This window comes from Sulfitobacter sp. M85, assembly GCF_029285915.1.
Lineage (GTDB): Bacteria > Pseudomonadota > Alphaproteobacteria > Rhodobacterales > Rhodobacteraceae > Sulfitobacter > Sulfitobacter faviae.
In genome coordinates this window covers 65,511-86,217 of the sequence record NZ_JABECQ010000002.1, presented here as the reverse complement: position 1 = coordinate 86,217, position 20,707 = coordinate 65,511, and the positions used below count along the sequence as shown (strand labels likewise).

24 protein-coding genes are annotated in these 20,707 nt (G+C 65.4%); 9 read left to right on the top strand and 15 right to left on the bottom strand.

All coding sequences use genetic code 11. From position 1 onward, the window contains the following. Window positions 1-38 precede the first annotated feature (38 nt). Window positions 39-1,022 (top strand): hypothetical protein, encoded by a 984-nt coding sequence (locus tag HKX24_RS04220; protein WP_271693789.1) that lies wholly within the window; start codon window positions 39-41, stop codon window positions 1,020-1,022. A 9-nt stretch (window positions 1,023-1,031) separates the two neighbouring features. Here HKX24_RS04220 and HKX24_RS04215 read toward each other — a convergent pair whose 3' ends face one another. The 3 genes from HKX24_RS04215 to HKX24_RS04205 are packed head-to-tail and all read right to left on the bottom strand — an operon-like array spanning window position 1,032 to window position 4,289. Then, complete coding sequence (locus HKX24_RS04215) at window positions 1,032-2,795, bottom strand: bifunctional molybdopterin-guanine dinucleotide biosynthesis adaptor protein MobB/molybdopterin molybdotransferase MoeA (protein WP_271693041.1); 1,764 nt, start codon at window positions 2,793-2,795, stop codon at window positions 1,032-1,034. Next, window positions 2,792-3,394 (bottom strand): molybdenum cofactor guanylyltransferase MobA, encoded by a 603-nt coding sequence (mobA, locus tag HKX24_RS04210; RefSeq protein WP_271693039.1) that lies wholly within the window; start codon window positions 3,392-3,394, stop codon window positions 2,792-2,794. Before mobA ends, HKX24_RS04215 begins: the two co-directional genes overlap by 4 nt. Window positions 3,395-3,398: 4 nt before the next feature. Further along, on the bottom strand, window positions 3,399-4,289 hold the full coding sequence (locus HKX24_RS04205) for a formate dehydrogenase accessory sulfurtransferase FdhD (RefSeq protein ID WP_271693787.1): 891 nt from the start codon (window positions 4,287-4,289) through the stop codon (window positions 3,399-3,401). Between the two features lie 49 nt (window positions 4,290-4,338). Between HKX24_RS04205 and HKX24_RS04200 the strand changes: the two genes are divergently transcribed. Beyond that, complete coding sequence (locus HKX24_RS04200) at window positions 4,339-5,061, top strand: AzlC family ABC transporter permease (protein WP_271693038.1); 723 nt, start codon at window positions 4,339-4,341, stop codon at window positions 5,059-5,061. After that, entirely contained in the window at window positions 5,061-5,387 is a 327-nt protein-coding gene (locus HKX24_RS04195; RefSeq protein ID WP_067265610.1) for an AzlD domain-containing protein, read from the top strand. Before HKX24_RS04200 ends, HKX24_RS04195 begins: the two co-directional genes overlap by 1 nt. A gap of 9 nt (window positions 5,388-5,396) precedes the next feature. Here HKX24_RS04195 and HKX24_RS04190 read toward each other — a convergent pair whose 3' ends face one another. The 5 genes from HKX24_RS04190 to HKX24_RS04170 form a co-directional block, all read right to left on the bottom strand. Further along, window positions 5,397-6,005: a hypothetical protein gene (locus HKX24_RS04190; protein ID WP_271693037.1), complete on the bottom strand. Its 609-nt coding sequence runs from the start codon at window positions 6,003-6,005 to the stop codon at window positions 5,397-5,399. 33 nt (window positions 6,006-6,038) lie between these two features. Continuing rightward, complete coding sequence (locus HKX24_RS04185; protein WP_271693036.1) at window positions 6,039-6,173, bottom strand: aa3-type cytochrome c oxidase subunit IV; 135 nt, start codon at window positions 6,171-6,173, stop codon at window positions 6,039-6,041. A 150-nt stretch (window positions 6,174-6,323) separates the two neighbouring features. Continuing rightward, the gene (locus HKX24_RS04180) at window positions 6,324-6,788 is read right to left on the bottom strand and encodes a DUF6173 family protein (protein WP_271688201.1); all 465 of its coding nucleotides are present in this window, start codon (window positions 6,786-6,788) and stop codon (window positions 6,324-6,326) included. A 3-nt stretch (window positions 6,789-6,791) separates the two neighbouring features. Further along, on the bottom strand, window positions 6,792-7,868 hold the full coding sequence (locus HKX24_RS04175; RefSeq protein WP_271693035.1) for an MBL fold metallo-hydrolase: 1,077 nt from the start codon (window positions 7,866-7,868) through the stop codon (window positions 6,792-6,794). Further along, window positions 7,868-9,595, bottom strand: a complete 1,728-nt coding sequence (locus tag HKX24_RS04170) for an acyl-CoA dehydrogenase (RefSeq protein WP_271693034.1) — start codon at window positions 9,593-9,595, stop codon at window positions 7,868-7,870. Before HKX24_RS04170 ends, HKX24_RS04175 begins: the two co-directional genes overlap by 1 nt. Window positions 9,596-9,753: 158 nt before the next feature. Between HKX24_RS04170 and HKX24_RS04165 the strand changes: the two genes are divergently transcribed. Beyond that, window positions 9,754-10,695 carry an L-threonylcarbamoyladenylate synthase gene (locus HKX24_RS04165; RefSeq protein ID WP_271693033.1) on the top strand — a complete coding sequence of 314 codons (942 nt, stop codon included), beginning with the start codon at window positions 9,754-9,756 and terminating at the stop codon, window positions 10,693-10,695. Here the strand turns inward: HKX24_RS04165 and HKX24_RS04160 are convergent. Then, on the bottom strand, window positions 10,692-11,246 hold the full coding sequence (locus HKX24_RS04160; protein WP_271693786.1) for a YqgE/AlgH family protein: 555 nt from the start codon (window positions 11,244-11,246) through the stop codon (window positions 10,692-10,694). The genes HKX24_RS04165 and HKX24_RS04160 overlap by 4 nt on opposite strands. A gap of 164 nt (window positions 11,247-11,410) precedes the next feature. Here HKX24_RS04160 and HKX24_RS04155 point away from each other — a divergent pair, with 164 nt between their 5' ends. After that, window positions 11,411-12,223, top strand: a complete 813-nt coding sequence (locus HKX24_RS04155; protein WP_271693032.1) for a protein-disulfide reductase DsbD domain-containing protein — start codon at window positions 11,411-11,413, stop codon at window positions 12,221-12,223. A gap of 9 nt (window positions 12,224-12,232) precedes the next feature. Here HKX24_RS04155 and moaB read toward each other — a convergent pair whose 3' ends face one another. Genes moaB through HKX24_RS04140 form a run of 3 tightly spaced genes read right to left on the bottom strand, consistent with a single transcriptional unit; the run spans window position 12,233 to window position 14,143 of the window. Beyond that, the gene (gene moaB, locus HKX24_RS04150; RefSeq protein WP_271693031.1) at window positions 12,233-12,775 is read right to left on the bottom strand and encodes a molybdenum cofactor biosynthesis protein B; all 543 of its coding nucleotides are present in this window, start codon (window positions 12,773-12,775) and stop codon (window positions 12,233-12,235) included. Beyond that, entirely contained in the window at window positions 12,772-13,386 is a 615-nt protein-coding gene (locus HKX24_RS04145; RefSeq protein ID WP_271693030.1) for a LysE family translocator, read from the bottom strand. Before HKX24_RS04145 ends, moaB begins: the two co-directional genes overlap by 4 nt. Beyond that, window positions 13,379-14,143: a uracil-DNA glycosylase gene (locus HKX24_RS04140; RefSeq protein ID WP_271693029.1), complete on the bottom strand. Its 765-nt coding sequence runs from the start codon at window positions 14,141-14,143 to the stop codon at window positions 13,379-13,381. Before HKX24_RS04140 ends, HKX24_RS04145 begins: the two co-directional genes overlap by 8 nt. Window positions 14,144-14,252: 109 nt before the next feature. Here HKX24_RS04140 and HKX24_RS04135 point away from each other — a divergent pair, with 109 nt between their 5' ends. From HKX24_RS04135 to plsY, 4 genes are all read left to right on the top strand, one after another. Beyond that, complete coding sequence (locus tag HKX24_RS04135; protein WP_067265620.1) at window positions 14,253-15,200, top strand: aspartate carbamoyltransferase catalytic subunit; 948 nt, start codon at window positions 14,253-14,255, stop codon at window positions 15,198-15,200. 56 nt (window positions 15,201-15,256) lie between these two features. Beyond that, complete coding sequence (locus tag HKX24_RS04130; protein ID WP_271688208.1) at window positions 15,257-15,790, top strand: hypothetical protein; 534 nt, start codon at window positions 15,257-15,259, stop codon at window positions 15,788-15,790. Window positions 15,791-16,042: 252 nt separating this feature from the next. Further along, window positions 16,043-17,323, top strand: a complete 1,281-nt coding sequence (pyrC, locus tag HKX24_RS04125) for a dihydroorotase (RefSeq protein WP_271693028.1) — start codon at window positions 16,043-16,045, stop codon at window positions 17,321-17,323. Next, a complete protein-coding gene (gene plsY, locus HKX24_RS04120; protein WP_209218309.1) occupies window positions 17,323-17,931 on the top strand; it encodes a glycerol-3-phosphate 1-O-acyltransferase PlsY in 609 nt (202 codons plus the stop codon). Before pyrC ends, plsY begins: the two co-directional genes overlap by 1 nt. Window positions 17,932-17,965: 34 nt before the next feature. On the opposite strand, the gene HKX24_RS04115 is transcribed toward plsY, so the two are convergent. The 3 genes from HKX24_RS04115 to HKX24_RS04105 form a co-directional block, all read right to left on the bottom strand. After that, window positions 17,966-19,336, bottom strand: a complete 1,371-nt coding sequence (locus HKX24_RS04115) for a glutamate--cysteine ligase (protein WP_271688211.1) — start codon at window positions 19,334-19,336, stop codon at window positions 17,966-17,968. A gap of 96 nt (window positions 19,337-19,432) precedes the next feature. Further along, complete coding sequence (locus HKX24_RS04110; RefSeq protein WP_067265571.1) at window positions 19,433-19,963, bottom strand: hypothetical protein; 531 nt, start codon at window positions 19,961-19,963, stop codon at window positions 19,433-19,435. 16 nt (window positions 19,964-19,979) lie between these two features. Beyond that, the gene (locus HKX24_RS04105) at window positions 19,980-20,699 is read right to left on the bottom strand and encodes a 16S rRNA (uracil(1498)-N(3))-methyltransferase (RefSeq protein WP_271693027.1); all 720 of its coding nucleotides are present in this window, start codon (window positions 20,697-20,699) and stop codon (window positions 19,980-19,982) included. Window positions 20,700-20,707 lie beyond the last annotated feature (8 nt).

Here is a 20,707-nt window from a genome sequence, read left to right as displayed (position 1 = left end):
CCCCGCGCGGCGGGACCGGCGCGGCACGGCCCACGCCGATGGGCATTTACGACCGGCCCAAGGCCAATAGCATCACCGAGATCGAGGTCATCGCGGGCGCGCTTTCGGCGCTCTGGCTGCTTGGCACGGCGATCTATTTCACCTTCATCCCCGCCGAGGTGCCCGAGGGCACGCCCGACAGCGGGCTGCGCGGGCTATTGATCCTGCTGGTGGTGATCATGCCCGTCGCGATGATCTGGGTCGGGGCCACCGCCGCCCGCGCCGGGCGGGTCATGCGTGAGGAAAGCCAACGTCTGCAAGCCGCGATCGACGCGATCCGGCATTCCTATATCTCGCAACAGCAGGGCAACAAACCGGCGGGCGAGGGCAGCATTGCCCGCAAGCTCGATGAACTCGCCGCCAGCGTCCGCAAGACCGAGATTGCGCTGGCCGGACTTCAGGGCCGCGATGCACCATCGCGCCCCGTCGATCCGGCCCCCGCGCCGACACCGCCCGCCGCAGAAGAGCAGCCGACGCTGGCCCTTGGCACGCAGGCGGGCGACAGCGCGCAGCCGCTCTCTGCCGAGGATTTCACCCGCGCCCTCAACTTCCCCGAAACGGCGGAGGATCAGGCCGGTTTCGACGCCCTGCGCCGCGCGTTGAAAGACCGGTCTGCCGCGCAGCTTGTACAGGCCGCGCAGGATGTGCTGACCCTGCTAAGCCAAGACGGCATCTATATGGACGACCTGCGCCCCGACCGCGCCCGCCCCGAAGTCTGGCGGCAATTCGCCAGCGGCGCGCGGGGCCGGACCATCGCGCCTTTGGGCGGCATTCGGGATCGCTCCTCGCTGGCGCTGGCCAATGCGCGGATGCGGCAAGACCCGATCTTCCGCGACGCCGCGCATCACTTCCTGCGCCGCTTTGACCGGACCTTTGCGGAATTCGAAAAACAGGCCACGGATGAGGAAATCTCGATGCTGGCCGATACCCGCACCGCCCGCGCCTTCATGCTGTTGGGCCGCTGCGCGGGCACCTTCGATTGACGCGCGGCCCTAGCCGGTAAAACTGCCGTAGGGGATGAAACGGACGGTATCGCCCGGCGCGATGTCGCGGGCGGCCTCGTCCAATTCGACCAGCCCTTCGGCCCAACTGAGCCCGCTGATGCGCCCCGACCCTTCGGAGGCAAAGACCTCGGCCCGGCCATCGCGCATCCGCGCGCGCAGGTATTCCCGCCGCCCGGCCTTTTTGCGCTTCTCGAAGGCGGCAGGCACGTCGAAACCCTGCGGCTCTTGCCAGCCGCCCCCGGCCAACAGCGCCATGGCGGGCCGGGCGAAGATCAGCGAACAGACCATCGCCGCCACCGGATTGCCCGGCAGGCCAAAGACCGGCACCCCCTGCCACATTCCAAGCGCCAAGGGCCGCCCCGGTTTCACCGCGATCCGCCAAAGCTGCATCGCCCCCGCTTCGGTCAGCAGGGCCGAGACGTGGTCTTCGTCCCCCGCCGATGCGCCGCCACTGGTGAGGATCACATCGACCTGCCCTGCCGCCGCGTCAAGCCGCGCGCGCAGCGCGGCGCGGTCGTCGGCCACGCGGCCCAGATCGACCGCCTCATGGCCAAAACCGGTGGCAAGTTGCAAAAGCATCGGGCGGTTGGCGTCGTAAATCTGCCCGTCGCGGGCCGCCGCGCCCATCTCGACCAATTCGTCCCCGGTTGAGATCACGCCGACCTTGAGCCTTTTGCGCAAAGACACCTCCGCCACCCCGGCGGCAGCCAGAAGCGCCAGTTCCGCCGGGCCGATGCGCGTGCCCGCGGCGAGGATCACGTCGCCCGCCTGCACATCCTCCCCTGCCTTGCGGGTGTTGGCCCCCTGTTTGACCGGCCCGTGAAAGCGCAGCACGCCCTCCTCAGCGGTCACATCCTCTTGCAAAATGACGGTATCGACGCCTTCGGGCAGTGCCGCACCGGTCAGCACACGGATCGCTTGCCCCGCAGGCACCGCACCGGGGCGGTCGCCCGCCGCCGCGCGGCCCGGCACCAGCGGCATTTCCTGCAGCCCCTCGCCCCGTCCTCCGGCAAAGCCATAGCCATCGACCGCCGTATTGGGCAGCGGCGGATTGGCGCGGATGGCGGTCACATCTTCGGCCAAGATGCGTCCCCCGGCATCGGCGGCGGGGCATGGCTCGGCCCCTGTCACCGCGTGAAGCCGCGCACGCAGCAGGTCCAGCGCTTCATTCACCGGGGTCCAATGGACGCCGGGGGGCAGGGCAAAACAGTCGTTGCGCAGGGGCGGCGGCGCGGTGCTGACGGGCGCCACCGGGACGGCGATCAGCCCCACTTCGCGCAGGATGAAATCGGCAATCGCACGGGTGTCGTTCAGGTCAAAAACAGGCCGGTCCATCTCAAGCGCCACGTCGCTGGCCACCGCCCGCACCGTCGGGTCATCCGGCGCGATCAGCGCGTTTCCGGTCTCGGCCCGGTGCGCTTCGACCTTGGGATGGCCATCGCGTTTGTAGCCTTCGATCAGCACCAGATCGACAGGCGAAAGCCGCGCCAGATGCGCGTCGAGCGGTGGCTCTTCGGCCCCGCGCAACTCATGCATCAAGGCAAAGCGCGCGCCGGAGGCCAGCAGCACCTCGCGCGCGCCCGCGACGCGGTGGCGGTGGCTGTCCTTGCCGGGGTGGTCCACGTCGAAAGTGTGATGCGCATGTTTGACGGTCGAGACGGTGAAGCCGCGCCCGGTGATCTCGGCCACCAACCGCTCCATCAATCCGGTCTTGCCCGCGTTCTTCCAACCGACGACACCGTAAACCCTCATGCCATCGCCTCTGCTTTCGCCAAATCCTCGGGCGTGTTCACGTTGAAGAAAGCGGCCTCATCGGGGAACAGCGCCTCGCGCCCATCGTGCTGTTCGGTCCAGAGCACCACCTTGCGCAGCCCGCCCGCCAAAGCGCTGCGCAGATCGTCGCGCAGCGCCACGGGCCAGAGGCCAAAGGTCGGATGCCGCGCCGTGCCGCGTTTGGCATCCGGCGTCGCGGCCAAGGCGAGCGGATGGGCCATATCATCAGCGGCGAGTAGCAGACGGGGAACCAGATCACAGGGGAAGAAAGGCGTATCGGCAGCGGCGGTCACAATCGTATCGGCCCCCTGTTCGGCGGCCCAGTCGAGCCCGGCCAGCACGCCCGCAAGCGGCCCGGCGAAACCCTCGATACTATCCGCCAGCACCGGCAGGCCCAGATCCGCAAAGCGCGCCGCATCGCCATTGGCATTGAGCGCAAGTCCCGCGACCTGCGGCTCCAGCCGGTCGATCACCGAGGATAGCAGCGTGCCCTGCCCCAGCGGCAGCAAGCCCTTGTCACCGCCGCCCATACGAGTCGCCTGCCCGCCCGCCAGAATGACGCCAAGTGGTTGTTTCATCGCTTTATTCCTTCGCGCCCTTGCGCCCGCTTTTGCGCGGCTCTTCGGCCACGCTGGCCGGATCCGCATCGCGGATCAACCGCCCCTCCCCGGCCAGACAGGTAAAGCGCTGCCCGCGCATCCGCCCAATCAGGGTCAGGTTCACCTGCTGGGCGATCTCCACCCCCCAAGCGGTAAAGCCCGAGCGGGACGCCAGCACCGGAATGCCCATCATCGCCGTCTTGATCACCATCTCAGAGGTCAGCCGCCCGGTGGTATAAAGCACCTTATCCTCGGCCCCGACCCCTTCGGAAAGCATCCAACCCGCGATTTTGTCGACCGCGTTGTGACGGCCCACATCCTCCATATAGACCAAAGGCCGGTCGCCTTGGCAAAGCACCGTGCCGTGGATCGCCCCGGCCTCCAGATAGAGGCTCGGCGTGCGGTTGATCTTGGCCGCCAGCGCATAGAGGTCCGAGGTGCGCACCGGCGTATCGGGCAAGCTCACCTCCGCCAGCCCCTCCATCATATCGCCAAAGACGGTGCCCACGGCGCAGCCGCTGGTGCGGGTCTTGCGCTGCATCTTGTCTTCGTAATCGGTGGCCCGTTTGGTGCGGACGACGACGGTCTCAAGCTCTTCGTCGTAATCGACACCGGTGATCTCTTCGTCCGGGCGCAGCATCCCCTGATTGCGCAGAAACCCAAGCGCCAGATAGGCTGGGTAATCGCCAATGGTCATGGCGGTCACGATCTCTTGCCGGTTGAGGAATATCGTCAGGGGGCGCTCTTCGACCACATTGATCGCCACCTCGGCCCCGGTGTGATCCACGCCAGAGACGCTGCGCGTCAGCCGAACAGCAGTCGGATCCGGGGCGATCAGATAATTGCTAAGTTCATTGTCTCGGGCCAATTGTATCCCCCTGCGGTTAGGTCTAAGCCTTTGACATTATATTTAAGAGTTCGCCATGGCCATCACCACCACCAAATCCGCCTATCGCAAAGGGATCGTCGACGCGCTGCCCTTCGTGCTGGTGATCATCCCCTTCGCCTCGCTCTTTGGCCTATTGGCGACCGAGGCCGGGTTGAACGTGTTCGAAACGCTGACCTTTTCGATCGTGGTGATCGCCGGGGCCGCGCAGTTCACGGCGCTGCAACTGCTGCAAGAAGACGTGCCCACGGCGATCATCCTCGCCTCTGCACTGGCGGTGAACCTGCGCATGGCGATGTATTCGGCCTCTCTCACCCCGTGGATCGGCGGCGCGCCACTGTGGCAGCGGGCGCTGGCGGCCTATATGACGGTCGATCAATCCTATGTCGCCGCGATGACGCAATATGAGCGCGACCCTCAGATGACGGTGCCGCAGCGCATGGCCTATTTCTTTGGGACCGTGACGCCGGTGGTGCCGCTTTGGTATATCTTCACGCTGATCGGCGCGATGGTCGGCTCCAGCGTGCCGGATAGCTGGGCGCTGGACTTCGCCATCCCGATCACCTTCCTTGCCATGATCGCGCCGATGTTCCGCACGCTGGCCCATGTGGCGGCGGCGGTCGTGGCGGTGGTCGTGAGCCTTTTCGCCGTCGAGGTGCCCTATGCGCTTGGGCTGATCATCGCGGGGCTCGCGGGCATGATCACCGGCGCGCAGGTCGAGGCGTGGATGGAACGGCGCAAACCGGGGAGCATGGCATGATGATCGATAGAACCGCACTTTGGGTCGTGATCATCGGCCTCGGGCTGGGCAGCTTTTTCCTGCGCTTTGTCTTTACCGGATTGGTCGGCAACAAACAGATGCCCGCATGGCTTTTGCGGCATCTGCGCTATACCGCTGTGGCGATTCTGCCCGCGCTGGTGGCTCCGCAGGTGATCTGGCCTTCGGCCACCGGGGGGCAATTCGATCTGCCGCGCGTTACCGCGGCGGCGGTGACATTGGGCGTGGGGCTGGTGACCAAGAACGTCCTCGCCGCGATCCTGTCGGGGGCCGCGGCGCTTTATGGGATGCTCTATCTGGTGGGGTAAGCGCGGGCGCTACTGTTGGGCCAGTTGCGCCGCGCGCAGGGCGTCGATCACATCGCCCTCATCGTCTTCGTAATATTTTGTCGTGGTGACGCCGGGCAGGGCCTCGAACCGCTCTTGCAGCTTGACGGGATAGTAGGTCGACCCAATGCTTTGAAACCCCGGCAACTGGCTGAGAATGCCGCTGGTGGCATTGGCGCAAAAGGCACCGGGCACCGCGCCATGGGCGGTCACCAGTTCAAGCGCGCGTTCGGCCACCCCGGGGCTGACGGGGATTTCCTGACTGACCACATGAAAGGTGCTGCGCGCATGGGCGGATTTATAGGCTTGCAACCAGGCAGGCGTCACCCCGTAGAGCACATCGCCCCGCTCGGCCATCCGCGCATCCCGAAACGACCCCGCGGGGTCAAAGATCACCCGCTGCGAGCCGTTCACCATCAGCGCGCTATGGCCGCCGCTGCCGGTGCGGTTGTTCACCATGGTCATCAATGTGAGGGACGGCGGCTCGGGCGCGCGGTAGGCTGCACGCGCCACAACGTCGGGCGGGCTATCGGGGCTTTGATCCACCGAACAGCCAGCCAGAACGCCAATAAGTGCAATCGACGCTAAGAGAGTTCTCAAACCGTTACCCTCGCGCCTAGGGATAGGACGTGATCAACCGGCAAAGATCGCCAACAGAACAAGGATCGCGAGGATGACAACGGTGCCGCGTGTCACGAAGGACATGAATCCGTCAAAGGTCTTTTGCTGCTCTTCGTAATTCATGCTGCCGTGTTCATGTTCAGCCATTTTCGTCTCCCTAAGACAATTTGTTGGCGCTGATTAACCTATTCGCATCACCCTGTCACGGGGGATTGATGCGCAGAAAACCATACTAGCTTTGCGCAGAACCACGCGCTATAGGGGAATCTTACACTTCCCCGCACGTTATAGAGTCTCTCAGGTTTCGTCGTCTTCCAGATCGGCAACCAGTCGAAAGCCGATCCGTTGCGGCGCGGCATCGGGCACCTTTTTCGGCAGGGCCCGCAGCATCACGTTCAACTGCCCCACATGCTGCACCAGTTGAGCCCGCGCCCCTGCCGGATCGACGCCGTAAAAGGTGATGATATCGGGGTCGAAATACCCCATGCCTTCGATCCGCAGCACCCCGGCATCGCCCCCGGCAAAGCCGATCGCCGCCTCGTGGTCGTTGTCGAGCTTTTCCTCGAAATTCTTGAGGTAGAGCACGACCCGCTCATAGGCCCATTGCGCGGGGGATTTCTGTTTCACCGGCTTGTCGGTCACCGATTTGGGCAGGGGTTGATCGCCCGACTTGGGCTGATCGGTGCCCGTATGCACCTCATGCATGCGCGGTAATGCCGCAGCCTCATAGGCCTCGGCTGCCGTTTTCACCTCATCGCCCATCGCTCACCCCTTGCGCTGATACACCCATGCGCCATCCGCCGCGCGCAAGCTGCGCGTGGCCTCTCCGGCTTGGTAAAGGTGGCTCAGATGGGCGACGGCTTCAACCAGCGCGAGGCCATATTCCGCCTCGCCGATGCTGCGCTTAAACAGCGGCGCGAAACATTCCGAGGCCGATTTCGGCGTGTCGATATAGGCCAGAAGCCTGCGCAGGGCGCTGTGGTGGTTCTCAATCAGTTGCTTTAGCCGCGTCGGCAGGCCGGTGAAGGGCAGCTTGTGCCCGCCAAGCACCAGATGATCCTCCCGCGCCAAGGGGACGAAACTCTCGCAAGCCTCCAGCCATTCGCCGATGGGGTCGGCCATCGGCTCGGTCGGGTAGACGCCGATGTTGGGGCTGATGGAGGGCAGGATCTGATCCCCCGCGATCACCAGATTGTCGTCACGGCTCCAAAAGGTCGCGTGTTCGGGGGCGTGGCCATTGCCGATATGCACCTCCCAATCGCGCCCGCCCATGCGGATTACATCGCCCTGCCGGATCCGCGTGAACCCCAGCGGCAGTGGGGCCACCACATCGGCGAAATTGAAAGGCCGTTCGTTGGCGCGTTTGTCATAGAGCGCCGCTGCCATCCCCGCCTTGCGGTAGAACGCGAGGGCTTCGGCGACCGGCACCTCCTGAACATCCAACGTCAGCATCCGCGCCGTCAGCCATGCCGTGCGTGTGGTGACCAGTTCCGCCCCGAATTCGGTCTGCAACCACCCGGCAAGGCCAACGTGATCGGGGTGGTGATGGGTGACGACCACGCGCGAGATCGGCTTGCCGCCAAGCGGCCCTGTCATCAGCCCGCGCCAAATTTCCTTGGCCCGGCGCGAGGCAAAGCCCGTGTCGATCACCGTCCAGCTATCGCCCTCGTCCAAGGCATAGACGTTGACGTGATCGAGCTTCATCGGCAGCGGCAGGCGGAACCAAAGCACCCCCGGCGCCACCTCGATCGCCTCCCCCTCGGCGGGCGGCACCTCCCAAGGATAGCGCAGCCCCTTGGGCGTTTTTGGCGAAGCGGTGGAGAGGGTGGCCTGCTCTGTCATCAGCTTCTCAGGTCTTCGACATCAAGCGCATAGAGGTCTTCCGCCCCGGCCTGCGCATGGGCCAGCAGGCCCTGATGCTCGGGCAAGAGACGTTGGATATAGAACCGCGCCAGCTTGGCCCGCGCATCGCCTGCGCCGGCGGCCTTCTCGGCCATGGCGGCTTGCAGATGCAGATGCCCGCCCATCACGCGGGCGAAGGCGCGCAGATAGGGGACGGCACCGGCGAAACGGGCGTTCATGTCCTTCTGCGCGGTCATCCACTCGGTCGCCTCGCGCAGGGTCTCGCTCGCCTGCCAGACCGCATCGGCCATGCGCGGGAAAGGGCCGCGGGCGGATTCGGCATGAGCTTCGATCTCATCCAAGAGCCGGTTCGCCGCCTCGCCGCCGTCCATCATCTTGCGGCCCACAAGGTCCATCGCCTGAATGCCGTTGGTGCCCTCGTAGATCGCGGTCACGCGCACATCGCGGCTGAACTGCGCCGCGCCGGTTTCTTCGATAAAGCCCATGCCGCCATGCATCTGCACACCCATCTCGGCGACGCCTATGCCCACATCGGTGCCGAATGCCTTGGTGATCGGGGTGAGGAACGCGGCCCGGGCAGCCCATTCATCCCCCTGCCCGGCGCGCGCCATATCACTGGCATAGGCACAGCTCAGCGCAATCGCGCGGGAGGCAAAGATATCGGCCTTCATGCTCAAAAGCATCCGGCGCACATCGGCGTGATCCACGATGGTGCCGGTGCCGCCCTCGACCGGGGAACGGCCCTGCTTGCGCTCCAGCGCGTAGTCCAGCGCCAGTTGATAGGCCCCTTCGGCCGCACCGATGCCCTGTTCGCCGACACCAAGGCGCGCGTTGTTCATCATGGTGAACATCGCCGCCATACCGCCGCCCTCGCGGCCCACCAGCCAGCCGGTGGCCTTGTCATATTGCATCACCGCGGTGGGCGAGCCGTGCAGGCCCATCTTATGCTCCAGGCTGACCACATTCACGCCATTGCGCTGGCCCGGCTCGCCATTCTCGTCAGGGATGAATTTCGGGACAAGGAAGAGGCTGATCCCCTTGGTCCCCGCAGGTGCACCCGGCAGTCGCGCAAGAACCAGATGGCAGACATTGCCTGCAAAATCATTGTCGCCCCAAGAAATGTAGATCTTCTGACCAGAGACCGCATAAGTCCCGTCGCCATTGTCTTCGGCCCGGCTGCTCAGCGCGCCTACGTCCGAACCGGCCTGCGGCTCCGTCAGGTTCATCGTGCCGGTCCATTCGCCCGAGATCAGTTTGGGCAGGTACAATTCCTTGATCGCGTCCGAGGCATGGTGCTCCAGCGCTTCGATCTGGCCTTGGCTCATCAGGGGGGCGAGTTGCAGCGACAGGCAAGCGCCGCTCATCATCTCGTTGACCGCGCTGGTCAGGGTCATCGGCAGGCCCATGCCGCCAAACTCCGGGTCCGCCGACATGCCGATCCAGCCGCCTTCCGCAATCGCGGCGAAACCTTCGGCAAATCCGGGAGAGGTGCGCACGACGCCGTTTTCCAGCTTGGCAGGGTGCAAATCCCCGCCCCGTTGCAGCGGCGCCAACACGTCATCGCAAAGCCGTCCGGCCTCTGACAGGATCGCGCCGGTGACGTCTTCACTGGCCTCAGCGAAACGGTCGGTGCTGCGAAGCGTTGCGAAATCCAACACGTCCTCGATCAGAAAACGGTAGTCATCCACGGCGGCGCGGTACGGCATATCATATCCTCCTGAAAGGCGCGCTTGTTCTGGCAAGCCTGACATGGCCCTGATAAAGGCTGGTTTATGTTGCCGCCAGCATGAAATGCCAGGCCGCCCCCCGCAACCCAAACGCGGCGTCACGGGATGCTGCATGATCCGACAGGCCGAAACACCCGATGACCCAGCCGACCGAGACCCTGACCGCCACGCCCCAAGGCATTGCCCGCGCGGCACGCCTGCTGCAAGACGGCGCGCTGGTCGCCCTGCCGACGGAGACGGTTTACGGCCTGGGCGCGGATGCCCGCAATGGCGAGGCTGTCGCGGGCATCTATGCCGCCAAGGGGCGACCCAGTTTCAACCCGCTGATCGTGCATCTGCCGGATATCGACACCGCCAAACGCTATGTCGACTGGACCGAGCAGGCCGACCGGCTGGCGCAGACCTTTTGGCCCGGCGCGCTCACGCTGGTCCTGCCGCTGAAACCCGACAGCGGGCTGTCGTCGCTGGTCACGGCGGGGCTGCCGAGCCTTGCGGTGCGGGTGCCCGCCCATTCCGCCATGCGGCAGGTCTTGCAGGCGCTCGGCGGTCCGGTCGCCGCGCCCTCGGCCAACCCCTCGGGCAAGATCAGCGCGACCACGGCGGATCATGTGCGGGCGGGCCTCGACGGTAAGATCGCAGCGGTGCTGGACGACGGTGCCTGCCCCGTTGGGTTGGAAAGCACGATCATCGGCCTGACCGGCCCCCACCCCGCTCTGCTGCGCGCAGGCGGCCTGCCGAGCGAGGCGATCGAGGCCGCACTTGGCCAGAGGCTGGACGTTGTCGATGGGGCCGAGATCATCGCGCCGGGGCAGCTCGCCTCGCATTACGCGCCCGGCGCGGCGGTGCGGCTGAATGCGCGAACGGCGGGGCCGGGTGAAGTGCTGCTTGGGTTTGGCGAGATGATCTGCGACCTCAACCTCTCCCCCTCCGGCGATCTAACCGAGGCGGCGGCGAAACTGTTCGACCACCTGCACCAGTTGGACGCCACCGGTCAGACCATCGCCGTGGCCCCGATCCCCGATCACGGGCTGGGCCGTGCGATCAACGACCGATTGGCCCGCGCCGCAGCACCGCGTTAGGCGTGCCCGGCTGAGGCCGACAGCCCCAAGGGGTCGATCCCCAGCGTCTTGAGCGCCGCGCCCCATTTCTCGGGATCCGGCAGGTCGAAGATCACCTCGGGCGAGGCTTCGCAGGTCAGCCATCCGTTCTGGGCGATCTCACCCTCCAACTGCCCCGGACCCCAGCCCGCATAGCCCAGCATCAACTGCGCCTGCGCCGGGCCCTTGCCGGTGGCGATGTCTTCGAGGATGTCGCGGGTGGTTGTCAGGGCGATGCCATCGCCCACGCGCAGCGTCTCGATGGCCGAGCGGTATTCGTCGGAATGCAGCACAAAGCCGCGCCCCGTCTCGACCGGCCCGCCGAAATGCACGGCCAGCGATTTGGCCTGCGGCGGTGTGTCTTCGACCAGTTGATCCAGCACATCCGACAGGCGCAGTTTCGGGGCGGGTTTGTTCACGATCAACCCCATCGCCCCCTGTTCGGAATGCGCGGAAAGATAGATCACCGAATGCGCGAAACGCGGATCGCCCATGCCCGGCATCGCGACCAGCAGCTTGCCCGTCAGTTCCATCGTCTGACCCGTCAACGCCCACCTCCTGAAGGTAACCTTTCTTTAAACATGGCCGCTTGCGCCCCACAAAACAAGAGAGGCGCCCTACCGTCCGCCGCATCAGCGAAACATGGATGATGCAAATGTGACTTGGCAGGCGCGGATGGATACCGCATCAAGACCGCATGAATATATCGCGCCTCTTCTCCGCCGTTCTTTCCTGCCTCGCCCTTGCCCTGCCTGCCGCCGCACAGGACGGTGTCGGCACGCCGTTGCAGGGTGATCTGCTCACTGGTTGGCAACAGGCCGACGGGCGGCGGGTGGCGGCGATCCGGCTGCGCATGGCACCGGGTTGGAAGACCTATTGGCGCAGCCCCGGTGATGCAGGCATCCCGCCGGAGTTCGATTGGTCCGGCTCGAACAACCTGCGCGATGTGCAGATCACATGGCCCGCGCCCAAGGTCTTTGACCAAGGCGGGGTGAACTCCATCGGCTATGCCCGCGAGGTGATCCTGCCGCTGACCATCACCCCGCGCCGCGCCGGTGCGCCGGTGACATTAGACACCAGCATCGACCTTGGCGTCTGCAGCGACATCTGCCTGCCACAGACCATCCACCTGCGCGCCCTGCTCGACACCCGCGACAGCAAGCCCACCCCGGCCATCGCCGCCGCCTTTGCCGCGCGGCCCTATTCCGGGGCCGAAGCTGGTCTGAAAAGCGCCCATTGTAGTCTGCGCCCCACCGCGCGTGGGCTGGAGATCGAAACCCGGCTGGCCCTGCCCTCTGCCGGGGGTAAGGAGACCGTGGTGATCGAACCCGGCAATCCCAACATGTGGATGAGCGAGACCGTGAGCCAGCGCTCGGGCAATACGCTTGTCGCCAGCGGTGAGATGATCGCCGAGAACGGCACCGCGCTGGCGCTCGACCGCTCCGCCATTCGGATCACGGTGATCGGCAAGAACCACGCGGTCGAGGTCACGGGCTGCACCTCGGGCTAAACCTGCGCGCTACTTGCGGCGCTGATGCTCGTCCAGCCGCGGCATGATCTCAACGAAGTTGCAGGGCATGTGGCGGTAGTCCAACTGTTTCAGCAGGATGCCGTCCCACGCATCTTTACAGGCACCCGGACTGCCCGGCAGCGCGAACAGATACGTCCCCAGCGCCACGCCGCCCGTCGCGCGGCTTTGCACCGCGCTGGTGCCGATCTTCTCCATCGAGATCATGGTGAAAACCGTGCCGAAAGCGTCGATCTCTTTCTCATAGACATCGCGGTGCGCCTCGACCGTCACATCGCGCCCGGTGAGACCGGTGCCGCCGGTGCTGATCACCACGTCAATCTCAGGGTCCGCGCACCAGTCGCGAAGTTGCGCCGCGATGGCGGGGCGGTCGTCGGTCACGATCTCGCGGGCGGCCAGCACATGGCCCGCCGCTTCGATCCGCGCGACCAACACGTCGCCCGACCGATCCTCGGCCAAACTGCGGCTGTCCGAGACGGTCAGCACGGCGATTCTTACGGGGATGAACTCCCGGCTGTCGTCGATCCTGCTCATGTCCGCTCCATCATTGCCAAACGCGCGGCCAAAGCCACGAAAATACCGCTGCTGATCCAGCCGAGCAGCCGCCCACCGCCCGCCAGCCGCCGTCCGATCCCGGCGGCAAAGACCCCGACCGCGCCGTTGATGACGAAACCGCCCAGAGCCAGCACCGCACCAAAGGTCAGGAACTGCGCCAAGACCGGCCCGGCCTCGGGCACCACGAATTGCGGCAGGAAGGCCAGCACGAAAAGGATCACCTTGGGGTTCGTCAGGTTGACTGCGAAACCGGTATTGAAGGCGCGCCAGCCGCCCATGCCGGGCGTCGTATCGCGCGGCTTTCCAGCCTGCCGCAGCGTTTGCACCGCAAGCCAGAGCAGATAGGCCACGCCGAGCCAGCGGATCATGTCCAGCGCCCAAGGCAGCGCCGCGACGACCGCGCCCAGCCCCAACCCGGCCAAAGCCACATGCACCAGCACGCCCGCCGAAATCCCCCCGCTCGCCGCTAATGCAGCCCGCGGGCCCGAGCGCAGCCCCTGCCCAAGGCAGAACATCATATCCGCCCCTGGCGTGAGGTTCAGCGCCAAGGCGACGGGCACGAAGGCCAGAAGGGTCAGCGCATCAACCATCGCGCAGCTTGGCCTGAACGCTAAGCAAATCGGCCCAAGCCTCGCGCTTGGCCTCGGGATTGCGCAGCAGGTAGCCGGGATGCACCATCGGCATGCAAGAAAGATCGGCGGCCTTGGTCCAATTGCCGCGCAGGCGCATGATGCTGCGTTTCTCCAAAAGCGATTGGCAAGACCAATTGCCAAAGAGCACCAGCACCTTGGGCTTGGCCAATTCGATATGACGCTGCACAAAGGGGCGCATCATCGCAATCTCATCAGGCTTCGGGTCGCGCCCCTGCGGCGTGCGCCACGGCAAGATATTCGACAGATAGACATTGCGGTCGCGCCCCATGTCGATCGCCGCCAGCATCCGGTCGAGCATCTGACCCGCACGCCCCACGAAGGGCTTACCCGCGCGGTCTTCGTCGCGGTCGGGGGATTCGCCCAAGATCATCAGCGGCGCGCCAGGCACCCCATCGGCAAAGACCAGATTGCGTGCGCCCTTGTGCAGCTCGCAATGCTCGAACCCTTGGATCGCGGCGCGCAGCTCTTCCAATGTCTGCGCGGACTGCGCGGCGCGGCGGGCCAGCGCCACCGGGTCGGGCGTCTCTGCCGCTTGCAGGGGCTGCGGCCCCTTGGTCGCCTTGGCGCTGGCCTTGGGCGGGCTTGCGGGCACCTCATAGCGGTTGACCGGCGCATCGCAGATCGCCTCGGTCGCGCCAAGCTCGACCTGCCACGCCAGCATCTCTGCCGCCTGATGATAATCGAATGATTCCATGACCCGCAGCTTACGCCCTGTGGGCGAGAGGCGAAATGCCCTATCGCTGCGCTTTACGCGCCAAGCCCCCCGCGCCTATAAGGCGGCAACAGCAGAAGGGATCGCCACCATGTCATTCGCCCATCGCCACCTGCTTGGCATCGAGCAGCTCTCGCAATCCGACATTACCACCCTTCTGGACTTGGCCGACACCTATGCCGACCGGAACCGCCAGCCGAACAAACATTCCGACGCGCTGCGCGGGCTGACCCAGATCAACATGTTCTTTGAAAACTCCACCCGCACGCAGGCGAGTTTCGAGATCGCAGGCAAACGCCTTGGCGCGGATGTGATGAATATGGCGATGCAGGCCAGTTCGATCAAAAAGGGTGAGACGCTGATCGACACGGCGATGACGCTGAATGCCATGCACCCCGATCTGCTGGTCGTCCGCCACCCGCAATCCGGCGCGGTGGACCTGCTGGCCCAAAAGGTGAATTGCGCCGTGCTCAACGCGGGCGACGGGCGGCATGAGCATCCCACGCAGGCGCTCTTGGACGCGCTGACGATCCGCCGCGCCAAGGGGCGGCTGCACCGGCTCAGCATCGCCATCTGCGGCGACATCGCGCATAGCCGTGTGGCGCGGTCGAACATCCTCTTGCTGGGCAAGATGGAAAACCGCATCCGCCTTGTCGGCCCGCCGACCCTGATGCCCAGCCAGATCGACCAGTTTGGGGTCGAGGTCTTCGACGATATGAAAAAGGGGCTCGAAGGTGTCGATGTGGTGATGATGCTGCGGCTTCAGAAAGAGCGGATGGATGGCGGCTTTATCCCGTCGGAGCGCGAGTATTACCACCGCTATGGGCTGGATGCCGAAAAGCTCGCCCATGCCAGCCCCGACGCCATCGTCATGCACCCCGGCCCGATGAACCGCGGGGTGGAGATTGACGGCACTTTGGCCGACGACATCAACCGTTCCGTCATTCAGGATCAGGTCGAGATGGGCGTCGCCGTGCGCATGGCCGCGATGGACCTGCTGGCGCGCAACCACATCGCCGCCCAACCCGGCGCGGCCTGACCGGAACCCCGACGGGCCAAGCGGCGTTTTCCTGAGAACAGTCAAAGGAAGCCGTCATGCCCCATACAGAAGTCGCCCCGCAAGAAGCTGGCAAGGTTCGCGTCTATGCCCTCTCGCTCTCGGATGCCGAGGCGCGGGCGATGCGCGATGATGAGACCGCACAGGCCGCGGCCCTCGGGGTCGATCGGATCGACGCAGCCTATACAGAGGTCTTCCGGGTGGCCGACCTCGATCAACTGGGGCTTGCGGGCTATCTGCGCGACGGCAATGGCGTGAACCCCGACCAGATCGAGACGGACCGCAGCAAGCTTGCCGCGCTCGATGGTTGGGTGATGATCGTCTACTCCCGCGCCTTTGCCGGGCAGTCGCTGCAACTGGCTCCGATCCCGGCGCTGACCCATATCGGCACCTATACCGAAGGCGGCCCCGACACGCCGGTGCAGGCGATGGAGGCCGAAGCCGCCCAGCCCTACACCGGCATCCCCCGCGTCGCCCCTTCCGAGCCCGCCAAGGGCGGCGGCGGCAAGACCATGGTGATCGTCGCAGTGGCCGTGCTGATCCTGCTCATCATCTGGTGGCTGCTGGCCTAAGCGCGAAAACCGCTGGCACCCTTGGTGCTGGCGGGCTACATCTGGCCCATGCAAGAACCTGAACACGATCCGAAAATGTCTGGCCGTATCGCCATGGTCGCCCTTTTGGTGGCCTTTGGCGTGGTCGGGCTGATGATTTGGATTGGCGGCTAGCGGCGCGTGCGCCGCGCCCGCGCCCAAAAGACCGCTTGGTTTGGGGGGCGATTTGGGGCATGACAGCGGCGCATCCGCTATCGCACCAAAGGCCCGCCCATGACCCAGTTCTTCACCAATCTGCGCCTTCTCGACCCTCAGGCTGGCACGCTTGAGCCTGCTGCGGTTCTGGTGCGCAACGGGGTGATTGCCGAGGTGCTGGCCGATGAGGCCACAGCGCCCGAGGGCGCGGAACTGGTCGATTGCGGCGGCCATATCCTCGCCCCCGGTATCGTCGACATCGGCGTCAAAGTTTGCGAACCGGGCGAGCGGCACAAGGAAAGCTACCGTTCTGCCGGGTTGGCGGCAGCAGCGGGCGGGGTGACCACCATGGTCACGCGCCCGGACACCGATCCGGCCATCGACAGCCCCGAGACGCTGGAATTTGTCACCCGCCGCGCCAATGAAGCCGCCCCGGTGAATGTGGTCCCGATGGCCGCGCTCACCAAAGGCCGCGAAGGGCGCGAGATGACCGAGATCGGTTTTCTGATGGACGCCGGGGCCGCCGCCTTTACCGATTGCGACCGCGTGGTGACGGATACCAAGGTCTTCTCCCGCGCGCTCACTTATGCCCGCAGCCTCGGAGCGCTGGTCATCGCCCACCCACAGGATCCGGGGCTGAGCAAGGGGGCGACCGTCACCTCTGGCAAGTTCGCCTCACTGCGCGGCTTGCCTGCCGTCTCGCCCATGGCCGAGCGGATGGGGCTGGACCGTGACATCGCCCTCATTGAGATGACCGGGGCGCGGTATCACGCGGATCAGATCACCACCGCCCGCGCCCTGCCCGCGCTGGAACGCGCCAAGCGCAACGGGCTCGACATCACCGCCGGTGTCGGCATTCACCACCTCACGCTGAACGCACTCGACGTGGCCGACTACCGCACCTTCTTCAAGGTGAAGCCGCCGCTGCGTGATGAGGAAGACCGCCTTGCCGTGGTCGAAGCCGTGGCCAGCGGCCTGATCGACATCATCTGTTCCATGCACACCCCGCAGGACGAAGAGAGCAAACGCCTGCCCTTCGAGGAGGCCGCCAGCGGCGCGGTGGGGCTGGAGACGCTGCTGCCCGCCGCGATGCGTCTGGTCCATGCCGAGATGATGGACCTGCCCACGCTCTGGCGCGCACTGTCGCTGAACCCGGCCAAACGCCTCGGCCTGCCCGGCGGGCGGATCGCCGTGGGGGCGCCTGCGGATATGGTGCTGTTCAACCCCGACGCGCCCTTCGTGTTGGACCGCGCGACGCTGCGGTCGAAATCCCGCAACACACCCTTTGATGGGATGCGGATGCAGGGTAAGGTCGTGGCAACTTATGTAGCAGGCTCCTGCGTTTACGAGGCGAATTGATGCCCCCAATCGAGACTTCCGTTGAATTGATCCTCTTCTGGGCGCTGGCAGGCTATGTCATCGGCTCCATCGCCTTTGGCATGTTGCTGGCACGGCTGATGGGGCTGGGCAATCTGCGCAGCATTGGATCGGGCAATATCGGCGCGACCAACGTGCTGCGCACCGGCAACAAGAAGGCGGCGGCGCTGACCCTGCTGCTGGACGGGGCCAAGGGGGCCGTGGCGGTGCTGCTGGCCCGCGCCTTCGCGGGCGAAGATGCGGCGCAGGCGGCGGCGCTTGGTGCGATGATCGGCCATTGCTACCCGGTCTGGCTGGGCTTTCGCGGCGGCAAGGGTGTGGCGACCTTTCTGGGCCTCATGCTGGCGCTCGCTTGGCCCGTCGGGCTGGCCTGCTGTGCGGTCTGGCTGGCGACGGCGGCACTCTCGCGCATTTCGTCGCTTTCCGCACTGGCGGCGGCAGCAAGCTCGACCTTCCTGCTGGTCTTCCTTGGCTACGGGGAAATGCTGCTTTTGGGCATCGCCCTGACTTTGCTGATCTTTTGGCGGCACCGCGACAATATCCGCCGGATCCGCGCAGGCACGGAATCGCGCATCGGCCAAAAAGGCTGACACCGCCCGAGGGCGGCATCAGCCTCTTTACCCTTCAGTAGGAATATTCCGCGTAGATACGGCTCAGATCGCCGTTCCATGGCCCGTGGTAATCCGCCAAGAGATCGTCAGCAGGCACACGGCCCGTCTCGATGCTGTCGCGCAGGGCGTTGAGGAAATGCGTCTCATCCGGCACCAGCCCACCGGCACCGGGACGGGCGCGGGCTTTCAGCCCCGCCTCTGATAGGGCCACGGCCTCGCGCGCCAGATCATGCATCTTAAGCCCGCCCACCTCGGCCTGAAGGCCGTGGGTGGAGGCGGCGATGCGCAATTCTTCCCGTGTCTCGGCATCCCAGCCTTTGACCAGATCCCACGCGCCATCCAGCGCGCTTTGGTCATACATCAACCCGACCCAGAAGGCCGGCAGGGCACAGAGCCGCCGCCACGGGCCGCCATCGGCCCCGCGCATTTCGATGAACTTCTTGACCCGCGCCTCGGGGAAGAGCGTGGTCAGGTGGTCGGCCCAATCGCTCAGCGTCGGCTTCTCGCCGGGCAGAGCGGGCAACTCGCCTTTCAAAAAGTCGCGGAAGGACTGGCCGAGCGCGTCGATATATTTGCCGTCGCGGTAGACGAAATACATCGGCACATCGAGCGCGTATTGCACCCAAGCCTCAAAGCCGAAGCCCTCATCAAAAACGAAGGGGATCATGCCCGTACGCGCGTCATCGAGATGGCGCCAGACCAGACCGCGGGTGGATTTCACGCCGTTGGGCTTGCCGTCGAGAAAGGGCGAATTGGCGAAAAGCGCATTGGCGATGGGCTGCATCGCCACGGCGACGCGCATCTTCTGCACCATGTCGGCCTCGCTCGCGAAGTCGAGGTTGACCTGAACGGTACAGGTGCGGCGCATCATGGTGGTGCCCATGGTGCCGACCTTTTGCATATAGCCGTCCATCAGCTTGTAACGGCCCTTGGGCATCAGATCCATCTGCTCATGCGACCATTCGGGCGCGGCCCCCAGACCGATGAAACCGACGCCGATCTCATCCGCCACGTCTTTCACCTCGCGCAGGTGGGTGTTCACCTCATCGCAGGTCTCGTGAATGGTCTCGACAGGGGCGCCCGAGAGTTCCAACTGGCCGCCCGGCTCAAGGCTGATGTTGGCCCCGTCTTTCTCAAGCCCGATCAGCTTGCCACCCTCTTCGACAGGGGACCAATTGTGGCGGTCGCGCAGCCCTTCCAGCATCACCCGGATCGAGCGTTCCCCCTCATAGGGGAGCGGTTTGAGCGTGTCCTTGCAATAGCCGAACTTCTCATGCTCGGTGCCGATGCGCCACTGCTCGCGCGGCTTGCAGCCGTCCGCCAGATACTGCGCCATCTGGTCGTGATGTTCGATCGGGCCGCCGCCGGATTGAGGAATGGACATATGCGAGGGCTCCGTTTTGAAGGATCGTCTTGGGTGTCTTCTAAGTTGTCGACGTGGCGTCGCGTCTAGCAGGGATGGGCGGATTTGACGGGGCTGTCAATGCAGCAAGACATGCGCCGGGCGCAGCGGCGCGCGCTCCCAGATCACAACGGCGTCATGGCGGGTCTTGCGTAGCTCAAAGAGCATCCTCTCGGTGCGTAGCCCCGGCAGGGCAGCGAAAGCATCAAACAGCGCCTCGGAGCCTGCGGCGTTCACCGGGATCAACAGGGGCGTCTCATCGTCGCGCGGCTCAAGCCGCCAATGGGCCGGAAACATCTGCCGGTCGAGGCTGAGCCGCTGCAATTCGCGCAGCGCCACCGTGCCACCGGTCAGCGGGCCGAAATAGGTAATCTGCCCTTCGACGACCTGCACCGCGCCCGCGCCATCGCCCTGCCCGCGAAAGCGCGCGCGTTGCACGCCAAGCCAGATCAGCGCGGCACCGCCCGCCAGCGCCGCATAGCCGGGCACCGCCAGCAAGAAACCGGGGCCCGCGACCAGCCAAAGGCCAAGGCCCATCAGCCCGCCGCCGACGATCGCCTCGCGCCAGCGCCAAAGCTGATCGCGGGCGCCTTGGCGCAGGAAACTCATCGGGCCACCATTCGCATCACCAATCTCCCAAAGCCTGCTGCCACATGGTCATCGCCGCCACGGCCGCCGTATCGGCCCGCAGGATGCGCGGGCCGAGCGTGACCGCATGGGCGTGATCGAAACCATGCAGCCGTTTGCGCTCGCCCTCGGAAAAGCCGCCCTCGGGGCCGATCAGGATGGCCCATGGCCCCTGCGCATCCGGCGGCAGCGCGCCGCTTTCCCCGGCCAAAGCCTCATCGCAGAACATGATCTGCCGGCTGCTGTCCCACTGGTCCAGCAGCCGCCCCAGCTTCTCGGCCTCGGCGACTTCCGGAACATAGGTGCCGCCGCATTGCTCTGCCGCCTCGACCGCATGGGCCTGTAGGCGCGGCCGCTGCACGCGGCCTGCGTTGGTAAATTCGGTCATCACCGGCAGGATGCGCGCGGCCCCCATCTCAGCCGCTTTCTCGACGATGAAGTCGGTGCGGGTCTTTTTGATCGGGGCAAAGAGCAGCCACAGATCCGGCGGCATTTGCAAGGGGCGGGTCTGTTCGACACAGGTCAGCACCCCGCCGCGCTTGCCCGCCTCGGCGACCTCGGCCAGCCATTCGCCATCGCGCCCGTTGAACAAAAGCACCCCGGCCCCAACCGTGAGCCGCATCACCCCAAAGAGGTAATGCGCCTGCTCGCGCGCCAAAGGAACCGTTTGCCCCTGCCCCAAGGGCTGATCTACATACAATCTGATTTTCGCGTTCATAGGGCCAG